General features: G+C 74.4%; 18 protein-coding genes. 9 read left to right on the forward strand and 9 right to left on the reverse strand.

The window, feature by feature from the left end; genetic code table 11:
* Positions 1 to 41 precede the first annotated feature (41 nt).
* Together CK485_RS26550 and CK485_RS26555 are read left to right on the forward strand one after the other, a co-directional pair.
* Positions 42 to 980, forward strand: a complete 939-nt coding sequence (locus CK485_RS26550; RefSeq protein ID WP_109454480.1) for an AraC family transcriptional regulator — start codon at positions 42 to 44, stop codon at positions 978 to 980.
* Positions 981 to 1115: 135 nt separating this feature from the next.
* Entirely contained in the window at positions 1116 to 1643 is a 528-nt protein-coding gene (locus tag CK485_RS26555) for a hypothetical protein (protein WP_146214590.1), read from the forward strand.
* Positions 1644 to 1648: 5 nt separating this feature from the next.
* Here the strand turns inward: CK485_RS26555 and CK485_RS26560 are convergent, their stop codons facing one another.
* Complete coding sequence (locus tag CK485_RS26560; protein WP_109454482.1) at positions 1649 to 2698, reverse strand: glutathione S-transferase C-terminal domain-containing protein; 1050 nt, start codon at positions 2696 to 2698, stop codon at positions 1649 to 1651.
* Positions 2699 to 2877: 179 nt separating this feature from the next.
* Entirely contained in the window at positions 2878 to 3084 is a 207-nt protein-coding gene (locus tag CK485_RS26565) for a cold-shock protein (RefSeq protein ID WP_109454483.1), read from the reverse strand.
* A gap of 243 nt (positions 3085 to 3327) precedes the next feature.
* Here CK485_RS26565 and CK485_RS26570 point away from each other — a divergent pair, with 243 nt between their 5' ends.
* The gene (locus tag CK485_RS26570; protein ID WP_109454484.1) at positions 3328 to 3816 is read left to right on the forward strand and encodes a nuclear transport factor 2 family protein; all 489 of its coding nucleotides are present in this window, start codon (positions 3328 to 3330) and stop codon (positions 3814 to 3816) included.
* Between the two features lie 31 nt (positions 3817 to 3847).
* Here CK485_RS26570 and CK485_RS26575 read toward each other — a convergent pair whose 3' ends face one another.
* From CK485_RS26575 to CK485_RS26585, 3 genes are all read right to left on the reverse strand, one after another.
* Positions 3848 to 4708, reverse strand: coding sequence for a LytR C-terminal domain-containing protein (locus tag CK485_RS26575; protein WP_109454485.1), 861 nt, complete (start codon positions 4706 to 4708; stop codon positions 3848 to 3850).
* Between the two features lie 91 nt (positions 4709 to 4799).
* Positions 4800 to 6212, reverse strand: coding sequence for a HAMP domain-containing sensor histidine kinase (locus CK485_RS26580; RefSeq protein ID WP_109454486.1), 1413 nt, complete (start codon positions 6210 to 6212; stop codon positions 4800 to 4802).
* On the reverse strand, positions 6209 to 6940 hold the full coding sequence (locus CK485_RS26585) for a response regulator transcription factor (protein WP_109454487.1): 732 nt from the start codon (positions 6938 to 6940) through the stop codon (positions 6209 to 6211). The genes CK485_RS26580 and CK485_RS26585 overlap by 4 nt, the downstream gene beginning before the upstream one ends.
* 141 nt (positions 6941 to 7081) lie before the next feature.
* Here CK485_RS26585 and CK485_RS29885 point away from each other — a divergent pair, with 141 nt between their 5' ends.
* The 4 genes from CK485_RS29885 to CK485_RS26610 all read left to right on the forward strand — a co-directional run bounded on the left by CK485_RS29885 (position 7082) and on the right by CK485_RS26610 (position 11999).
* A complete protein-coding gene (locus CK485_RS29885; RefSeq protein WP_241968628.1) occupies positions 7082 to 7633 on the forward strand; it encodes a hypothetical protein in 552 nt (183 codons plus the stop codon).
* A 179-nt stretch (positions 7634 to 7812) separates the two neighbouring features.
* The gene (locus tag CK485_RS26600; RefSeq protein ID WP_109454490.1) at positions 7813 to 8637 is read left to right on the forward strand and encodes a CAP domain-containing protein; all 825 of its coding nucleotides are present in this window, start codon (positions 7813 to 7815) and stop codon (positions 8635 to 8637) included.
* Positions 8638 to 9009: 372 nt separating this feature from the next.
* Positions 9010 to 10473: a hypothetical protein gene (locus CK485_RS28860; protein ID WP_158288249.1), complete on the forward strand. Its 1464-nt coding sequence runs from the start codon at positions 9010 to 9012 to the stop codon at positions 10471 to 10473.
* 149 nt (positions 10474 to 10622) lie between these two features.
* The gene (locus CK485_RS26610; protein WP_109454491.1) at positions 10623 to 11999 is read left to right on the forward strand and encodes a deoxyribodipyrimidine photo-lyase; all 1377 of its coding nucleotides are present in this window, start codon (positions 10623 to 10625) and stop codon (positions 11997 to 11999) included.
* Between the two features lie 12 nt (positions 12000 to 12011).
* On the opposite strand, the gene CK485_RS26615 is transcribed toward CK485_RS26610, so the two are convergent.
* The 3 genes from CK485_RS26615 to CK485_RS29890 all read right to left on the reverse strand — a co-directional run bounded on the left by CK485_RS26615 (position 12012) and on the right by CK485_RS29890 (position 13395).
* Positions 12012 to 12443, reverse strand: coding sequence for an Immediate-early protein 2 (locus CK485_RS26615; protein ID WP_109454492.1), 432 nt, complete (start codon positions 12441 to 12443; stop codon positions 12012 to 12014).
* Between the two features lie 51 nt (positions 12444 to 12494).
* Positions 12495 to 13046, reverse strand: a complete 552-nt coding sequence (locus CK485_RS26620; RefSeq protein ID WP_109454493.1) for an inorganic diphosphatase — start codon at positions 13044 to 13046, stop codon at positions 12495 to 12497.
* Positions 13047 to 13113: 67 nt separating this feature from the next.
* Positions 13114 to 13395, reverse strand: coding sequence for a DUF2630 family protein (locus tag CK485_RS29890; RefSeq protein WP_275124681.1), 282 nt, complete (start codon positions 13393 to 13395; stop codon positions 13114 to 13116).
* Positions 13396 to 13788: 393 nt separating this feature from the next.
* Here CK485_RS29890 and CK485_RS26630 point away from each other — a divergent pair, with 393 nt between their 5' ends.
* Together CK485_RS26630 and CK485_RS26635 are read left to right on the forward strand one after the other, a co-directional pair.
* On the forward strand, positions 13789 to 14502 hold the full coding sequence (locus CK485_RS26630) for an amidase family protein (RefSeq protein ID WP_241968629.1): 714 nt from the start codon (positions 13789 to 13791) through the stop codon (positions 14500 to 14502).
* A 128-nt stretch (positions 14503 to 14630) separates the two neighbouring features.
* Entirely contained in the window at positions 14631 to 15023 is a 393-nt protein-coding gene (locus CK485_RS26635; protein ID WP_109454495.1) for a rodlin, read from the forward strand.
* A gap of 189 nt (positions 15024 to 15212) precedes the next feature.
* On the opposite strand, the gene CK485_RS26640 is transcribed toward CK485_RS26635, so the two are convergent.
* Complete coding sequence (locus CK485_RS26640; protein WP_109454496.1) at positions 15213 to 16010, reverse strand: uracil-DNA glycosylase; 798 nt, start codon at positions 16008 to 16010, stop codon at positions 15213 to 15215.
* Between the last annotated feature and the right edge of the window lie 165 nt (positions 16011 to 16175).

A 16175-nucleotide genomic window follows, 5' to 3' on the forward strand; every position in this document is an offset into this window, starting at 1 on the left:
GATTTCTTTACCGAGAGTACGCCGCGCCGAGAGGACAGAGCATGGGCGCTGAATGGCTGTCCGGAGTGTTCGACCTCGTCGCGGTGCGCGGCGTGCTCACCGGCGGGATCGCCGCGCGCGGGAACTGGTGGTCCCGCGGAACGATCGGCGACCCGGTGAAGTTCTTCGCGATGGTGAACGGCCGCGCCCGGCTCTCCACCGACGGCGTGGACGGGGCGATCGACATCGGGCCCGGCGACGTGGCGATCCTCAACGGCCGCTCCTGGGTGGCCTTCGAGGCCGGCCGCGCGCCCCGGCGCGAGGTGCGCCCCGAGGAGGACTTCTCCTCCGCACGCTTCACCGGCTCGGACCGCGCCGCCGACGACATCCTCCTCGGCGGCTGCGTCGACCTCGACGAGGTGGGCCGGACACTGCTGCTGGGCTCGCTCCCACCGCTCGCCCACGTCCGCGCGTCCGACGCCTCCGACGGCGACTCGGACCGGCTCTACTCCTGCCTGGTCCGGCTCTTCGACGAGGCGACCGCCGGCCGACCCGGCGCCGCCTTCGCGGTCCGGCAGTACGGGCAGCTGCTGCTCCTGGAGGTCCTGCGCACGTACGCCGGCCAGGCGGAGCTGCGGCCGGGCCTGCTGCGCCTGCTGTCCGACGAGCGGCTGCGCCCCGCCCTCGACCTCATGCACGCCGACCCCTCACGCCCCTGGGGCCTCGAGGAGCTGGCGCAGTCGGCGGCCATGTCGCGCACGTCCTTCGCCGAGCGCTTCCGCGAGGTCGCCGGCCTGCCGCCGCTCACCTATCTGGTCCGCTGGCGAATGGCCCTGGCCCAGCGCGCGCTCCGCGACGGCGACGTCCGCATCGGCGCTCTGGCCGCCGATCTGGGCTACGGCTCGGAGAGCGCCTTCAGCACGGCCTTCAAGCGGGTGGTCGGCGAGTCGCCACTGCGCTACCGACTACGCGTCCGCGCGGAGTCGGTAGCGATCCCCTGACGCGGCCCACGGCCCCCGGTGACCGTGGCGGAGGCGAGGCGGGCCCGCCTCGTCGAGCCCGTGCGGGTGTTCGCCCGGGCGCGTCGCGGGGGACCCGGGTCGGCGCGCCTCGGGCGTGGTTCGCATAATGCAACGATGAACGCGAATGGCGTACGCACCCGAACCACTGTCGTCGCCGTGGTGGTCGCCGCCCTGGTGCCTCTCGCGGCGGGCTGCTCGCGCAGCGAGCCCGACACCGCCGGGTCGACCGTCCCCACCGGCCAGGTGACCGAGGGAGCCTCCACCCCCGGCCGGATGACCGTCAAGGAGAACGGCGCCGATCTGTCGATCACCGACGCGGTGGCCCATCTCGACGGCAAGGGTGACGGCCGGCTGACCCTGAAGGTGCACAACCTCGACGGAGTACCGGAGCACCTGGCCATGGTCGGCGTCCCCGACGGCGGGCGCGGCACCCTCGTCGGAGGGAAGCACGGCAACGGATCGATCTCCACCGCCGGGATCCTGGTGGAGGACGGCACCACCGTCGACTTCGGCGCTCCGGGCGGCCCGCAGATCCTGCTGAACGGCGTCCAGGGCGTCACCTCGGCGCACACCCTGCCACTGGCCGTGCAGTTCGGAGTGGCGGGCATGATCCACCTCCAGGCGCGCGTCAGCGCTTCCTGACGCGTTCAGACGGCCGCCGCGCCGGGCGGCCTGCCGGACTCGGGCACGCGCTCGGCGACCGGCGGCGGCCCCGGCGGCGTGCCGTCGCCGAACGGCCTGCCGCCCAGCGCCTCCCGGCCGTGCGGCGTCAGCCAGCCGGTCAGGTCGGGCCCGACCGGCACGATCCGGCGCGGGTTGATGCCGGTGTGCACCATGTAGTAGTGCCGCTTGATGTGGTCGAAGTCGACCGTGTCGCCGAAGCCCGGCGTCTGGTAGAGATCGCGGACGTAGCCCCACAGCACGGGGTCCTCGGCCAGCTTGGAGCGGTTGCACTTGAAGTGGCCGTGGTATACGGCGTCGAAGCGCACCAGCGTGGTGAACAGCCTGATGTCCGCCTCGGTGATGCTGCCGCCGACCAGGTAGCGGCGGTCCGCCAGCCGGTCGGAGAGCCAGTCGAGACGGCGGAAGACGTCGCGGTAGGCGCCCTCGTACTCCTCCTGGCTCACGGCGAAACCCGCGCGGTAGACGCCGTTGTTGACGTCCCGGTAGACGCCCTCCATGACCTCGTCGATCTCGTCGCGCAGCGCCTGCGGGTACAGGTCGGGGGCGCCCGGCCGGTGCAGGGCGGTCCACTCGGTCGCGAAGTCCAGGGTGATGCGCTGGTAGTCGTTGGTCACCAGCTCGCCGCTGGGCACGTCCACGATCGCCGGGACGCTCACACCCCCCGGGTAGTCCTTCTCGCGGGCGTCGTACGCCTCGCTGAGGAAACGGATGCCCAGCACGGGGTCGCGCCCGTCGGGGTCGAGGGTGAAGCGCCAGCTGCGGTCGTCCTGCAACGGGTCGACGACGGCGAGTGAGATCGCCTCCTCCAGACCGAGCAGCCGCCGGGAGACCAGGGCCCGGCTGGCCCAGGGGCAGGCCCGGCTCACCACCAGGCGGTAACGGCCCGCCTCGACCGGCCAGCCGTCCCGGCCGTCCGCGGTGATCCGGTCGGCGAAGTGGCTCTTCGACCGCTTGAAGCTCTTCCTGCCGTACTCGGTGTTGCCGTCCTCGCCCGGGGTGTCCGACGCGCTCATGGTTCGCTCCTCACCTCACACGGTCCGCTGCCCAGTCTGGTCCCGGGGATGCGCGCGAGCCGCCGGGCGGGGGCCGACCGCGTGGCGGGGCCGATCGGTGTTCCGGTGCGGTCCGGTCCGTGAACGCGGTCCGGCCGCGTCCACCACGGGGGTGGACGCGGCCGGAGGCCGAACGCCGGTCAGCTGCTGCGGATGATGTTCTCCGCCTGCGGGCCCTTCTGCCCCTGCGTCACGTCGAAGGTGACGCGCTCACCTTCGACCAGCTCGCGGAAGCCGGTCGCGCTGATGTTGGAGTAGTGCGCGAAGACGTCCGGGCCGCCGTCGTCGAGAGAGATGAAGCCGAAGCCCTTTTCGGCGTTGAACCACTTCACCGTGCCACTGGCCATGCTGTTCGTGTCCTTCGTCCAAGCAGGGGGCCGACCCGGTCCCGGGCCCGGCCCCAGGCGCCTTCTTAGACGCCCGGATGCCTTACTACCCCGTCGGCCGCCGCATCTATCCGGATTCCACGCTTCAGCGTCGACGGATACGCGACGTCATGGCGTGGCCCTGGCGCCCCCTGTCTGTACCTACTAGTATGCACAGACAGGGGGCCCCTCCCCTCCTGCCGACACGACCGACGGAGGTCACCCATGATCGAGAAGACGGCCCTCTCCCTCGGGCCGGCGTCACGCGACAGGCTCGGCGAGGCCGAAGACCCGGGCCCGCGGGGAGCCGACGCCGCACTGGAGTCGTTCTACTACGCCCTCAACCACCGCGATCTGACGGCGTTGCGGGCGGGCTGGGCCGACGATCCGCTCGCCCAGCTCGACAACCCGGTGGGCGGGATCTTGTGCGGCGGTGACGCCATAGCCGGCCTCTACGCGAAGGTCTTCGCGGGCACGCTGAACGTACAGGTGACCTTCGGCGACGTGGTCGCCTACCGGGGAGAGGGGCACGCCGTCTTCGCCGGGCGCGAGTCGGGCGGGTACACCCGTCCGGACGGCACGCCCGCCGCGCTGGAGATCCGCACCAGCCGCTACTTCCGCTACGACAGCGGCGGTTGGCGGCAGTACCACCACCACGGCAGCATCGACGACCCGGACGCGTTGCGCGCGTACCAGCGAGCGGTGCGCGGCTGACCCGGAGTCAGGTTGCGGCGGGAGCCGGGGTTCAGCCGCCCAGCGCCCCCGGGGAGCAGCCCGTCGGCGTACTCGGGGCTGAGGGACGCGCCAGGGGCTTGCCGACGCCCTGGAAGTCCCTGCCGAGGGTCAGGGTCATCGGATCGCGCAGGCCTGTGCCCTTGCCGGTGGCGTGGAAGGCGGAGGCCGGCAGGCGCATGGCGGCGGCGAGGGTGCGGGCCTGGTCGGCGTGGTCGGGGGCGTAGACCACGGAGGTGGTCGCGGTCTGCCTGGTCAGGCCGCCGTTGCTGGTGCGCAGGAAGCCCGCGGTGTTCTGCATCCACGTCAGCACGGTCTCCGCGGAGCCGAACTGGCCGCTGCCGTCCAGCACCGTGACGCGGACGTTGATCGGCTGCGCCTTCGGGCCCGCCGGAATGCCGCTCGGAGCACTGGCGGCCGGGGAGGCGGCGGGCGCCGCGGAGCAGCTCGGCGGGGCGGCGCCGGAAGGCTTGGCGTCGGTCCGGCCTCCGCCTCCCAGGGTGAGGTAGCCGACGGTCCCGGCCAGGGCCAGCGCCAACACCACCGGTACGCCGACCGCCCAGCCGCGGTTGTTCCGCCCACGCGGGGCCCGTCGCGAACGCCCGCCCTGTGCCGCCGCCCTGCGGTGCGACCGGCCCTGGGGGTCGACGGCGCCCTCGGAGGCGGTGGACGCGGGGTGGGCGGGGGCCGCGTGTCCGGGCGCCGGGGCGCCGAACGCGTCGGACGGGCTGGAGGTGTGCGGGGAGTCGGACGGATCCAGGGGTGCCGCCGCCCGCTCGCCCGGCAGCCGCAGGCGGTACTCGCCGGTGGCCGGGTCGAGGACCCACTGGTCGGCGGGATCGGTTCCGTCGCCGCTGGTGTGTGGTGGTTGCACGAGTCGTCGTCCCCTTCGCGTCCTGCACGGCTCACCGCCGGGCCGGTGCACGGCTCGCGCCGGCCGGCCCTCCCCCGCCGCGCCCATGATCTCAGTCGTCCCTGCGGCGGCCGCGCCGCCGCCTGCGCAGGGCGCGCGGCACCCTCCCGGAGGCGGGCGCGGCGGCGAGGCCGAAGGTCACGACGACCCGGGCCCCGCCAAGCCTGGCACTGCTGCCTATGTGCACCGAACCGCGCGTCGCCGCGGCGGCGCGCCGGGCGATGTCCAGGCCGAGTCCGGTGGACGCCGCGCTCGCGCCGCGCGCCATCGCGCCGTCCGGATCGGGGATGCCGGGCCCGGCGTCCTCCACGGTCAGGGTGACGGACTGCGCGGCGCGCTCCAGCCGTACGGCGAAGGCGGTGCCGGGACCGGTGTAGCGGAAGACGTTGCCGACCAGCGCGTCGATGACGGCGGCGAGATCGTCCTCCGGCAGTTCGACCGGGGCGTCCTCCGGGGTGACGGTCACCTCGCAGGCGCGGTCCTGCTGCTGGGCGAGCACGGACCAGAAGCCCGCCCTGCGGCCGACCACCTCACCGGCGGCGCAGCAGTCGGCGGGCAGCGGGGCGCGGGCACCGAGCAGCGGCCTGCGCCTGGCGGCGGGAGCACGCAGGTTGAGGCCCATCGGTCCGACCGCGAGCGGGGTGCGGGCGGTCGTGATGATGGAGTGCAGTTCGGACTCCAACTGGTCGATCGCCGCGGTGATCCGGGCGGAGTCCGCCGTCGGGCCCATCCGTTCGACGGCGAGGTGCAGCACGGTCAGCGGGGTGCGCAGCCGGTGGGAGAGGTCGGCGACCAGTTCGCGTTCGGTGGCGAGCAGTTCGAGCATCCGGTCGGCCATGGCGTTGAACGCCAACCCCGCTTCGTGGAGTTCGGGCGGCCCGAGCGGTTCGACGCGGGTGTCGAGGTCGCCGCGGCCCAGTGCGAGGGCGGCGCGCGACAGCCCGCGCGAGGACCGCACGACGCGTGCCGCGAGCCGGTCGGCGACCAGCACCGAGCCGACCACCAGACCCAGGGCGAGCACCGCCATCACGCACCACGAGGCGGCGACGCCCCGGGTCAGGTCGGAGTGCGGCACGAACTCCTCGACCACCGCGACCCGGCCCTGCCCGAGCACGACGGGTTGCAGGTAGTCCCAACCGGCGGGGATGGTCTGCGCGATGGACTCGCTGTCGTGCTCGGCGCGGGCCAGCAGCGCGGGGGGCGCGTGGCTGGTACCGATGAGCCGGCTGCCGGGCAGGTGGATGCTGAGGTGGTCGGAGGGGTCGACCCCGAAGGCGGCTTCGCGCAGTTGAGGGGGATCGGTGGTGAGGGCAAGCACGGGGGCGACGGCGGCGGCGCGCTGCTCGGCGGCGGTGATGCTCTGGTTGCGCGCCTCGGAACGCACCAGCAGCGCCAGCGGTATCAGGAAGGAGAGCGCCACCATCGTGGTGACGGCGAGCGCGACCCCGGCGAGGGTGCGTCTCAACGCGGCTCCACCAGCTTGATGCCCACGCCGCGCACGGTCAGCAGGTAGCGGGGGCGGGAGGCGGTCTCCCCGAGTTTGCGGCGCAGAGCGGACAGGTGCACGTTGACGGTCTGGTCGTCGACGTAGGGCTCGCGCCACACCTCGGTCAGCAGGCGCTGTTTCGACACGACCTGCCCGGCGTGCGCCGCGAGGTACGCGAGCAGGTCGAACTCCCGCCTGGTCAGCTGGAGTTCGCGGTCGGACAGCACGGCGGTGCGGGCCAGCGGGTCCACCAGCAGGTCGCCGACGCGTACCGGCCCGCGGCCCGCGGCGGGCGCTTCGTGCAGCGGACCGCCCGCCTCCGGCACCCCCCCGTATCCCATGGCCTGGTCCACCCGGCGCAGCACCGCGGCGAGCCGGGCCGCCAACTGGCCGCCGGAGAACGGCTTTACGAGGTAGTCGTCGGCGCCCGCGTTCAGCAGCCGGATGATCTCGGCGTCCTCGTCGCGCGCGGTCACCACCAGCACCGGGACCTGCGAGATGCCACGGATCATCCGCAACGCGTCGCTGCCGTCCAGGTCCGGCAGTCCGAGGTCGAGGATGACGGCGTCCAGCCTGCCCTGGGTCACCTCGCGCAGCCCGCCGAAGGCGTCGGCCGCACTGCGCACGACGTGCCCGCAGCCGGTCAGCACCTCGATGAGCGAGGTGCGGATCCCCGGGTCGTCTTCCACGACAAGGACGCTGGCCATGGCGCACAAGGTAGCGGATCGGCCCCGGTGCCACCGCCCCGGCCGACAGCCGCCCGAAATGGGATTCCACGGGGGATTCGGCGGGGCCCGTGCGGGGGGACTCGTCGGCGCGCGGCGCGCGGCATCGGCCATCATGGGCGCGTGCCCCGGTCGTTGAGCTACCTCCTGGTCTGGCTGTCCTGTACGGCCCTCACGGTCACCGCGGTCTTCCTCGCGGTGCGCTTCGTGGTGGGGTCCACCTCGCCCCTGCCGCCGACCGCGCCCGCGGTGCCCAGCGCGCTCGCGGGCGCCTCTGCGTCGCCGGAGATCGGCACCGCGGTGGCGCTGCCCAGCAGGTCGGCACCGGTGTCGCCGTCGGCGCACCCGGCGCCGTCCAGCCCCCCGCCGTCCCGTCGCCCGCCCTCGCCGCACCCGTCGTCGGCGCCGTCCTCGCAGGGGTACCAGGGCGCCGACTGCGACGGCGGGGTGGGCGTGCACACCGTGCAGTCGGTGGGCGGCCAGGTCACCGTACGCATGGGGTCGAACGCGGTCTGCCTCATCTCGGCCGTGCCCGCGCAGGGGTTCACCACGAGCACGGCCCAGTCGGGGCCGGACTCCCTGGAGGTCACCTTCTCCAGTACCGACCACCGTTCCGAGATCACCGCCTCGATCGACCCGCAAGCGCGCCTGGCCACGCGCGAGACGTCATGGTGAACCCCCCGCCCTACCTGACGGCCCGTCACATCCGTCCGAGTTACGGGCAGTAACGAAGCAGGGCATGCGGCCTTCCTTAGCGGAACCTAAAGTTGTCCGATCCATCCCATTCGTTCTCGCCGGAGGGCCTAGGTTCGGTCACCTCAGACACCCCCGAACTCGCTGAGGTAACCCCCGCCATGACCTCTGACCCCCGCGCCGGCTCCCCCGCCGGTCAGCCCGCACGGCACCGTGCCCGGCGCAGGCCCCGCACCCGGATCGTGCTGGCCGGGGCGGCCGCGGTCGCCGCGCTCGGTGGCGGCACGGCCTTCGCCTGCATGGGCGGCTCGTCCGGCGGCCACTCGGACGCCGCGCACCACCCGGACCCGGCGGTGCGCCTGATACCGGCGTCCCAGGCCCCCAGCGCGCCGCCCGCGCAGATATCCGCCACCCGCAGGCCTACCGCGCACCCGGCCCCGTCGCACCACCGCGCCACCCCCGCGGCGACGCCCACGCGCACCCCGACCACCCGCCCCACGCCGGTCGACTCGCCCACGACGGACGGGGGTTCCGGATCGGGAGGCAGCGGCGCCACGGCGAACGGGGCCGCCGTGCAGCAGGTCCTCGCACTCGTCAACAAGGCCCGCGCCGCCCAGGGCCTTCCGCCCTACACGCTCCTGAGCGGCCTGTCCCGCGCCGCGGCGGCGCACAACCAGGTGATGGCGGACGGCTGCGGTCTGTCCCACCAGTGCCCGGGCGAGCCGCCGTTCTACGACCGCGACCGCGCGCAGGGCGTCTCGGCCGGCGCGGGCGGCGAGAACATCGGCGAGGGCGGACCGATGGACGACACCCAGCAGGCGATCGCCTCGATGGCCGTCAACCTCACGCAGGGCATGCTGAACGAGCAGCCCCCGGACGACGGGCACCGCCGCAACATCCTCAGCTCCACGTACACCCACATCGGCATCGCCGTCCTGCGCGACAGTTCCGGAACCGTCTGGATGACGCAGGACTTCTCCCAGTAGCCGCCGACGGCCCTGAGACACCGGGCGCGGTTCGCGTCGAGTCGTCGTGACCGGACGGACTCCGCTGATCGGGTTCGAACCCCCCACCGAACCCCCGCCCCCCACCCCCGGCGTCCTCAGGGCCGATCGGCATTTCCCTCGTCCTGCGCGCGCACCCGCGTACCCCGCGCGCCCCGTGCCCTTCGTACCGCCGCACATGTGCCGCGCCTTCGCACCCCCGGCCGCGCCCGCCACGGACGCGGGTGGCCCCTTGCCCCCGGAAGCCGTGAGAGTCCCAGAAGCCGTGAGGAACAAGCCAGTTCGAGGGGGGAGCCGGCGGTGAGCCCGGGCTCCGTTGCGGCGGGCCGGGCGGTTACCGGATACCGTGCGGGTATGGGGATCAATGGGGGTCCGGGAGCGGCTCTGCTGGTGGCGGCCTCGCCCGTGGGGCGGGCCCGGCTGATGGACGCGTCGGCGGCGCTGCCGGCGCTTGCGGCGGTGCCGCCCCAGGTGCTGTGCGGCAGCGTTCCGGGCGCCGGCGTCGTGGAGTTGGTCGATCCGGTCGACCCGCACGTGGTGCTCTCACACCTGCGCACCGCCGCCGCGACCCCCGGTCCGCTGCTGGTGCACTTCGCCGGGCCCTTGCTCTTCGACTCCCGGCAACGGCTGCCGCACCTGGGCCTGGCCCGGACCACGCCCGCGACCGTGCGCTACAGCGCGCTGCCCTGGCACCTGCTCGTCGCCGAACTCCGCGACCGGGGCCGCGACCGCCCCACCGCCGTGGTGGTCGACCTGGTGGCCGACGCCCGGGCGTGGCCCCTGCTGGCGCGACAGCCGGATCTCCTGGCGCGGGACGTGGAGCTGTACGGCGTGGTGAGTCCGCCACCCGCCAGGAAGTCCGTCGCGCAGCCGCTCTACAGCCGGGCGCTGGCCGAAGCGCTGCGCGCGGTCGCCGAACGGCCGCCGCTGGACGAGCTGCACGCGTACGTCGTCGGGCAGGCGCTCACGGCCGGGCTGGACGAACGCGCGCTGCGTTTCGGCGGAGGCTCTGGGCGGGCCGCCACCGGTGCCGTGCCGACGGGGGCTCGTGTCCCCTCGTACGGCCAGGTGTCGACGGGGGCGGACGCGCCGGTCGTGCCGGACGCGTCCTGCGGGGTGCCGGAGCCGCGCGCGGCGGGGGCGGCGACACCCGTTCCGTTCTCTCCGGCGGCACCGGCCGCGGCGATCCCAGCGCCCGTTCCGGCGTCGCCCACGACCGCCGGCCAGGCGCAGGCCATGAGCCCCGCGCCCTCCTTGGCGCCGGTCGCGCCCCCGCTGCCCGCAGGGTCCGGTTCCCGGCCGCGGCCGGTCCCGTCCGGCGCCACCGTGCGGGGCGCCGCGCCCGCGGCCCTGCCCGCCCGGCCGCCCCGGCCCGCCGTGGAGGCGGCTTCGCCGCCCGACCCGCATCCCGTCATCTGGGCCGCCGCGCACGCCGGACGGCACACGGAGGCGGCGGCCGTCGTCGCGGCCTGGGAGCAGCAGGCGTGGCGGACGTACGGGGCCGGGTCACCGGAGGCGATCCACTGGATTGAAGTGCGGGCAGTGCTGGCCAGGATCGCGGGTGACCCGGGGAACGCCTGCGAGTTGTGGGCCGCCGCGGCCAACGCCCGCCTGGCCCGTGGTGAGTCGGGCCGGCACCCCGAGGTGCTGGGCGCTGTCGACCGGGCCCAGGCCGAGTGGCAGGAGATCCGCGATCCGGACCGCGCCCGGGCCCTCGCCGCCACGCTGGTCCCGCTGCGGCGTGCCGCGCCCGGCGGACGGCCGGAGGCGCTGGCCGTGCTGGAGCGCCAACTCGCGTCCAGGTCACAGGGGTTATGACCCGGCCTCACACCCGAGCGCGGACGCCCCCGGCAGGCCGACAGGCCCGGGACGCGTCGCCTGCGCCGCGTAGGGCGGGAAATGCCTGACACTACGACGCGACGGGGAGCGCCCCCACTCCGCTCCCCCGTGGCTTCGAGGAGCAGCGCATGAGCGTCTCGGTCGTCCTGTTCACCTGCGACCTGCGGCTGCACGACCATCCGCCGTTGCGTGCCGCACTGCGCGCGGCCGACTCCGTGGTTCCGCTGTTCGTGTACGACCGCGACATGCGGCGGGCGGGCTTCGCCGCCCCCAACCGCCGGGCCTTCCTCGCCGACTGCCTGACCGCCCTCGACGCGGGCCTGCGCGACCGTGGCGGGCGTCTGGTCGTCCGCGACGGCGACGTGGTCGAGGAGGTCTGCGCGGTGGTCGCCGAGGCGGACGCGACCGAGGTGCACGTGGCCGCCGACGTCAGCGCGTACGCGCAGCGACGCGAACGGCGCCTTCGGCGGGCGCTGGGGTCGCGGGGGTGCGCCCTGCACGTGCACGACGACGTGGCCGCAGCCCTCGCCCCCGGCGCGGTCGCGCCGGTCGGCAAGGACCACTTCGCCGTCTTCACCCCGTATTTCCGCCGCTGGTCGGCCGAGCGGCAGCGTGACGTCATCGGCGCGCCGCGTTCGGTCCGCGTGCCGAAGGGCGTCGGCTCCGGCGAGGTGACCCGGCGTGACGGAGTCTCCGGCGTGTCACCGGGTCTGGCGGCGGGCGGGGAGGACGAGGCACGCAGGCTGCTGACCGCCTGGCGGCGCGGCGGGCTCGTGGCGTACGCGGACCGCCACGACGACCTGGCCGGTGACGCCACCTCGCGCCTGTCACCGCATCTGCACTTCGGCACGCTCTCCCCGGTGGAGGTCGTCGCCCGGGCCAGGGAGGCGGGCGGACCGGGCGCCGAGGCGTTCGTGCGGCAGATGGCCTGGCGGGACTTCAACCGGCAGGTGCTGGCGGCCCGTCCGGACGCCTCCCGCGACGACTACCGGCCGCGGCACGACCGCTGGCGTTCACGGCGGTCGGCGCGCGAGGAGGTCGAGGCGTGGAAGGAGGGACGCACCGGGTATCCGGTGGTCGACGCGGCGATGCGCCAGCTTCTGCACGAGGGCTGGATGCACAACCGCGGCCGGCTGCTGACCGCCTCGTTCCTGACCAAGACGCTCTACGTGGACTGGCGGGTCGGTGCCCGCCACTTCCTCGATCTGCTGGTGGACGGCGACGTGGCCAACAACCAGCTCAACTGGCAGTGGGTCGCGGGCACCGGCACCGACACCCGGCCGAACCGGGTCCTCAACCCGGTCGCGCAGGGCCGCCGTTACGACCCCGAGGGCGCCTACGTGCGGCGGTGGGTTCCCGAACTCGCCGGGGTGGAAGGCCGTTCGGTCCACGAACCGTGGAAGCTGCAGGGCGAGGAGCGGGCGGCCTGCGGCGACTACCCGGAGCCCCTGGTCGACCTCGCCGACGGCCTGGCCCGGTTCCGGAAGGCACGGGGCAAGGTGTGATCCCGGGCGGCGTCACCCGGCCAGGAGTCTGCTCAGCACGCGACCGAACAGCAGTCGCCCCGACCACGCGGTCACGCCGTCGAGCGCCGCCGGCAGCGCGGCGACCCGCAGGTCCTCGCGCCACTGCACGGTCGAGCCGCTGGCACCGGGGCGGACCTCGATCTCGGCCCAGCCGGTGACCACGGAACCGCGCTTGTCCAGGCGGCACAGCCCCGGGCCGTCGCCCGGGGGCTGCCAGCGCGTCACCTCCATCGGGTCGTCGAACCCGACACGGCCGACGCAGGTCCGGGCGGTGAACCGGGTGCCCGGGCCGGTGGGCGGCGCGGTGGTCACCCTGATCGCGGTCAGCGGCACCGGGGCGGCGTGCCGCTCCCAGTCCGTCACCCGCAGCCACGCTTCGGCGGCGGTCAGCTCGGTACGGCGGGTGATCCGGAACAGGGCCATGGGCTGATCGTAGGCACGGTGCGTCCGTGGCGCGTGCGCTGGGATCGCCCCTCAACCCGCGCCCGGGCCGCCGCCTCCCGCCACCGCGCCCGGCTGGTGGTCCGTGCGGCCGCTGCCGGGGCGGTCCTGCGCGCGCCGGCGGGAGGCCGCTATCTCCTCGTAGGTGCGGTCCCGGCCCTCCCAGTGCGAGCCCTCGACCGACTTGCCGGGTTCCAGGTCCTTGTAGACCTCGAAGAAGTGGGTGATCTCCAGCCGGTCGAACTCCGGGACGTCGGTGACCTCCTGCACCCCGGCGTACCGGGGGTCGTGCGCCGGTACGCACAGCACCTTCTCGTCCGGTCCGTTCTCGTCCGACATGCAGTACATCCCCACCGCTCGGCACAGGATCGCGCAGCCGGGGAAGGTCGGCTCGCCGACCAGCACGAGCGCGTCGAGCGGGTCGCCGTCGCGGCCCAGGGTGCCGTCGATGAAGCCGTAGTCGGCCGGGTACTTGGTCGAGGTGAACAGCAGCCGGTCCAGCCGGATACGGCCGGTGTCGTGGTCCATCTCGTACTTGTTGCGGGAGCCCTGCGGGATCTCCACGATCACGTCGAAGTCGTCCATCGCGGCCTGACCGCCTCCTCGCGGGTCGTCGGTCCCCGTCGTCCGCGCGTGTGCGCCTGCCCGGTGCTCAGCCTTCGTACCCCTCGACCTGCCAGGACGGGCGCACCCGGGTCTCGTCGGGGTCCTCCCCGTACTGCGCCCTGGCCCGCCGCTGCCGCAGCAGGTCCCAGCACTGGTCGAGTTCCCGCTCCACCTCGGCGAGCCGCTCCTGTTCGGTGCGGCTGTCGATGCGGCCCTCGGCGAGCTGGTCGCGCAGGGACTTCTCGTCTTCGATCATCGAGCTGATCCGGCGCAGAATGCCCTCGTCCGTGGTCCTGCCGGGCTGCCGGAAGCTGTGCTCCTCGGACACGGGGCGCCTCCTCGGCTCGAGTCCGTGTGCCTCGGTTCCCATGCTTCCACCGTCGCCGGTCCCTCGCCTGCCGCACGGGCGGCGCGCGGCTTCCGCGACTGCGGCAGGGGCTACTGCGCGCGCCGGGCGGTGGATAACCTGCGGTCATGGACGATCTCGTACGGTCCCGGCCGCTGCTGGAGGAGACGCGGGACCTGCGGGCGGGGGGCGAGGCCGTCCTGGCGTCTGTGGCCCGCACCTGCGACCGGATCGATGCGGTCGACCAGCTGATCGAGGCGTTCGTGCCGGAGCCGGGCAGGCGCGAGCGGGTGACGGCCCGGGCGCGGGAGGTCGCCGAACGCTGGCCGGATCCCGCCGACCGGCCCGCGCTACCGGCCCGGGCACGACCGGGCGATGACGGACGGCATGATCGCCAATGCGCCCACGCTGGACACCGTGGGGTTCTTCGCGGCGCGCGTCGCGGACGTGGCGTACGCGGCGGAGGCGCTGTACGACGACTGGCGTCCGGCCGACGGCGGCCTCCCCGCGCCGGTGCTCGGCGTGCCGACCGGGGCGTACCTGCGGCGCGCCGAGCCGCTCGCGCTCGACGCTTTCGGGGCGCAGGTGAAGGCGCTGCGGGAGGCCGGGCTCACGGTGCGCGAGGTGCCGGTCCTCGACGACGTCGACGACATCAGGACGCAGCTGTTCACGGTCAACCGCTACGAGACGGCGCAGGTGCACGCGCGGTGGTTCGAGCGCTACGGCGACCTGTACCGCGAGCAGAGCGCCCGGGCGGTCCGCGAGGGGCGGGCGATCGGGCGCGAGCGGTACGAGGAGGCGCTGCGGTGGCGGACCGCCTTCCGCGCGCGGCTGGAGTCGGTCATGTCCGACGAGGGCGTGGACCTGTGGATCGCACCGAGTGCGACCGGCCCCGCCCCGCACGGCCTGGGCCGCACCGGCGACCCGGCGATGTGCGTGCCGTGGAGCCTGGCCGGCATGCCCGCCGTGAACGTCCCCGCGGGCCGCACCGCGCAGGGCCTGCCCCTGGGCGTCCAGTGCGTGGCGAGGGCAGGCGCCGACGAACACCTGCTGACCTGGACCCAGCACGTCGAATCGGCGCTGGGATGATCACGGCGGCGTCCACCCCGGGGGCGCGCTGATCCGGGAGAGTGAACGACCGGAACCTCCTCTTGCGTTGCGAGTTGTTCAGTTTGCTCCGACAAAGGAGCCCTTGGGTACCGGAAGGAAACACTCGCGTGATCAAGAAGATTCTCGCCACGGCTGCAGTGGTGGTCTCCGCCGCCGGCGTCACCGCCGCCCCGGCGATGGCCGTCGGCAACCATCACGGTCCCAGCTCGGCCAACGGCAACGGTTCCAAGCAGGCGTACGGGAACACGACCACCGGCGGTCAGCTGAGCCCGCAGGTTGGCCTGGTCCAGGGCAGCGCCAACAAGCCCTGCCTCGGCATCCCGGTGAAGGTCGACGTCGGCTCCGTGGTCGGCCTGGTCCCGATCACCGTCCAGGACATCCTGACCCAGCCGCAGATCCAGCAGTGCACCGAGAACTCCAGCCAGGTCAAGGGCGACGACCCGCTGTCGCACCTGGTCGACGACATCCCGATCCTGTCGGGCAACGGCGCCAACCGCTGAGTCCCACCCCGGGGAGCCCGCCGTCCGCGACGGGCCCCCGGGGCCGCTCCCGCGGCCGGCCCACGGCTGGCACCGATCCGTCGGGCGTGGTCTCGTACCGGATACGGGAGCGCGCCAACCGCACCTTCGAGTTGGCACCGGCCGGTCCCCGCTTGCGCGGGGGCCGGCCGTTCCACGTCTCGCCGCAGCTCACCGCAGGCCCGCCGCCCGCGCCGCGTCCGCGAGCACCTCGCGCAGCATGGCCGGGGTGAGAGTGCGGGTCGAGATGTTGCGCCGGCTCGGGTGGTAGCAGCCGAACAGCCGCAGAGCGGCGGCCGGTTCGCCCGGGCCCCGGGAGAGCAGGACCTGCCGCCCGTGCCCGAAGACCGGCCGGGGACGGGGCACCGCCCAGCCCGCCTCCCCGAGCACCGGCAGCAGCGCCTGCCAGCCGAAGCCGCCGAGCACGACGACCGCGCGCAGCGTCGGCCGCAGCAGTTCCAGGTCCCGGGCGAGCCACGGGCGGCAGGTGTCGCGTTCGGCAGGTGTGGGGCGGTTGTCGGGCGGGGCGCAGTGCACCGGCATCGCGATCCGCACGCCGTGCAGGCGCAGGCCGTCGCCGCGGTGCGTGGCGGTCGGCTGTGAGGCGAGTCCCACGTCGTGCAAGGCGGCGAACAGCACGTCCCCGGAAGGGTCCCCGGTGAACGCCCTGCCGGTGCGGTTGCCGCCGTGCGCCGCCGGTGCGAGGCCCACGACGGCCAGCGCGGCGTCCGGCGGGCCGAAGCCGGGCACCGGCCGGGCCCAGTACTGCCAGTCGCGGTACGCCCTGCGCCTGACCCGGCCGACCTCCTCGCGCCAGGCGACCAGGCGCGGGCAGGCCCGGCAGGTGGTGACCGCTTCGTCCAGTTCCGCCGAATTCCGTGCGCGAGGGGCGCGTTCGGCGGGGAAACCGGGATACTCGGTAGGGGGCGGCCCGGACGCGTCCGGGCCCTCGCTCGCACTCGCGTTCATCGCCACTGCCCTCCTCGCCGAGCACCACGCCCGGTCCCGCCCACCGATCCGTCGTGGCGCGGGTGCCGGACCCCAGGGCGACCCTAGGCCACGACCGCGGCCCGGGGCCGTGATCGACTTGCCGAGCCGGTCGGCCGGGTGTGCCCTGGTGGGAAGGGGAGAGAG

This window comes from Streptomyces sp. ICBB 8177, from assembly GCF_003144095.1.
Classification (GTDB): Bacteria; Actinomycetota; Actinomycetes; order Streptomycetales; family Streptomycetaceae; genus Streptantibioticus_D.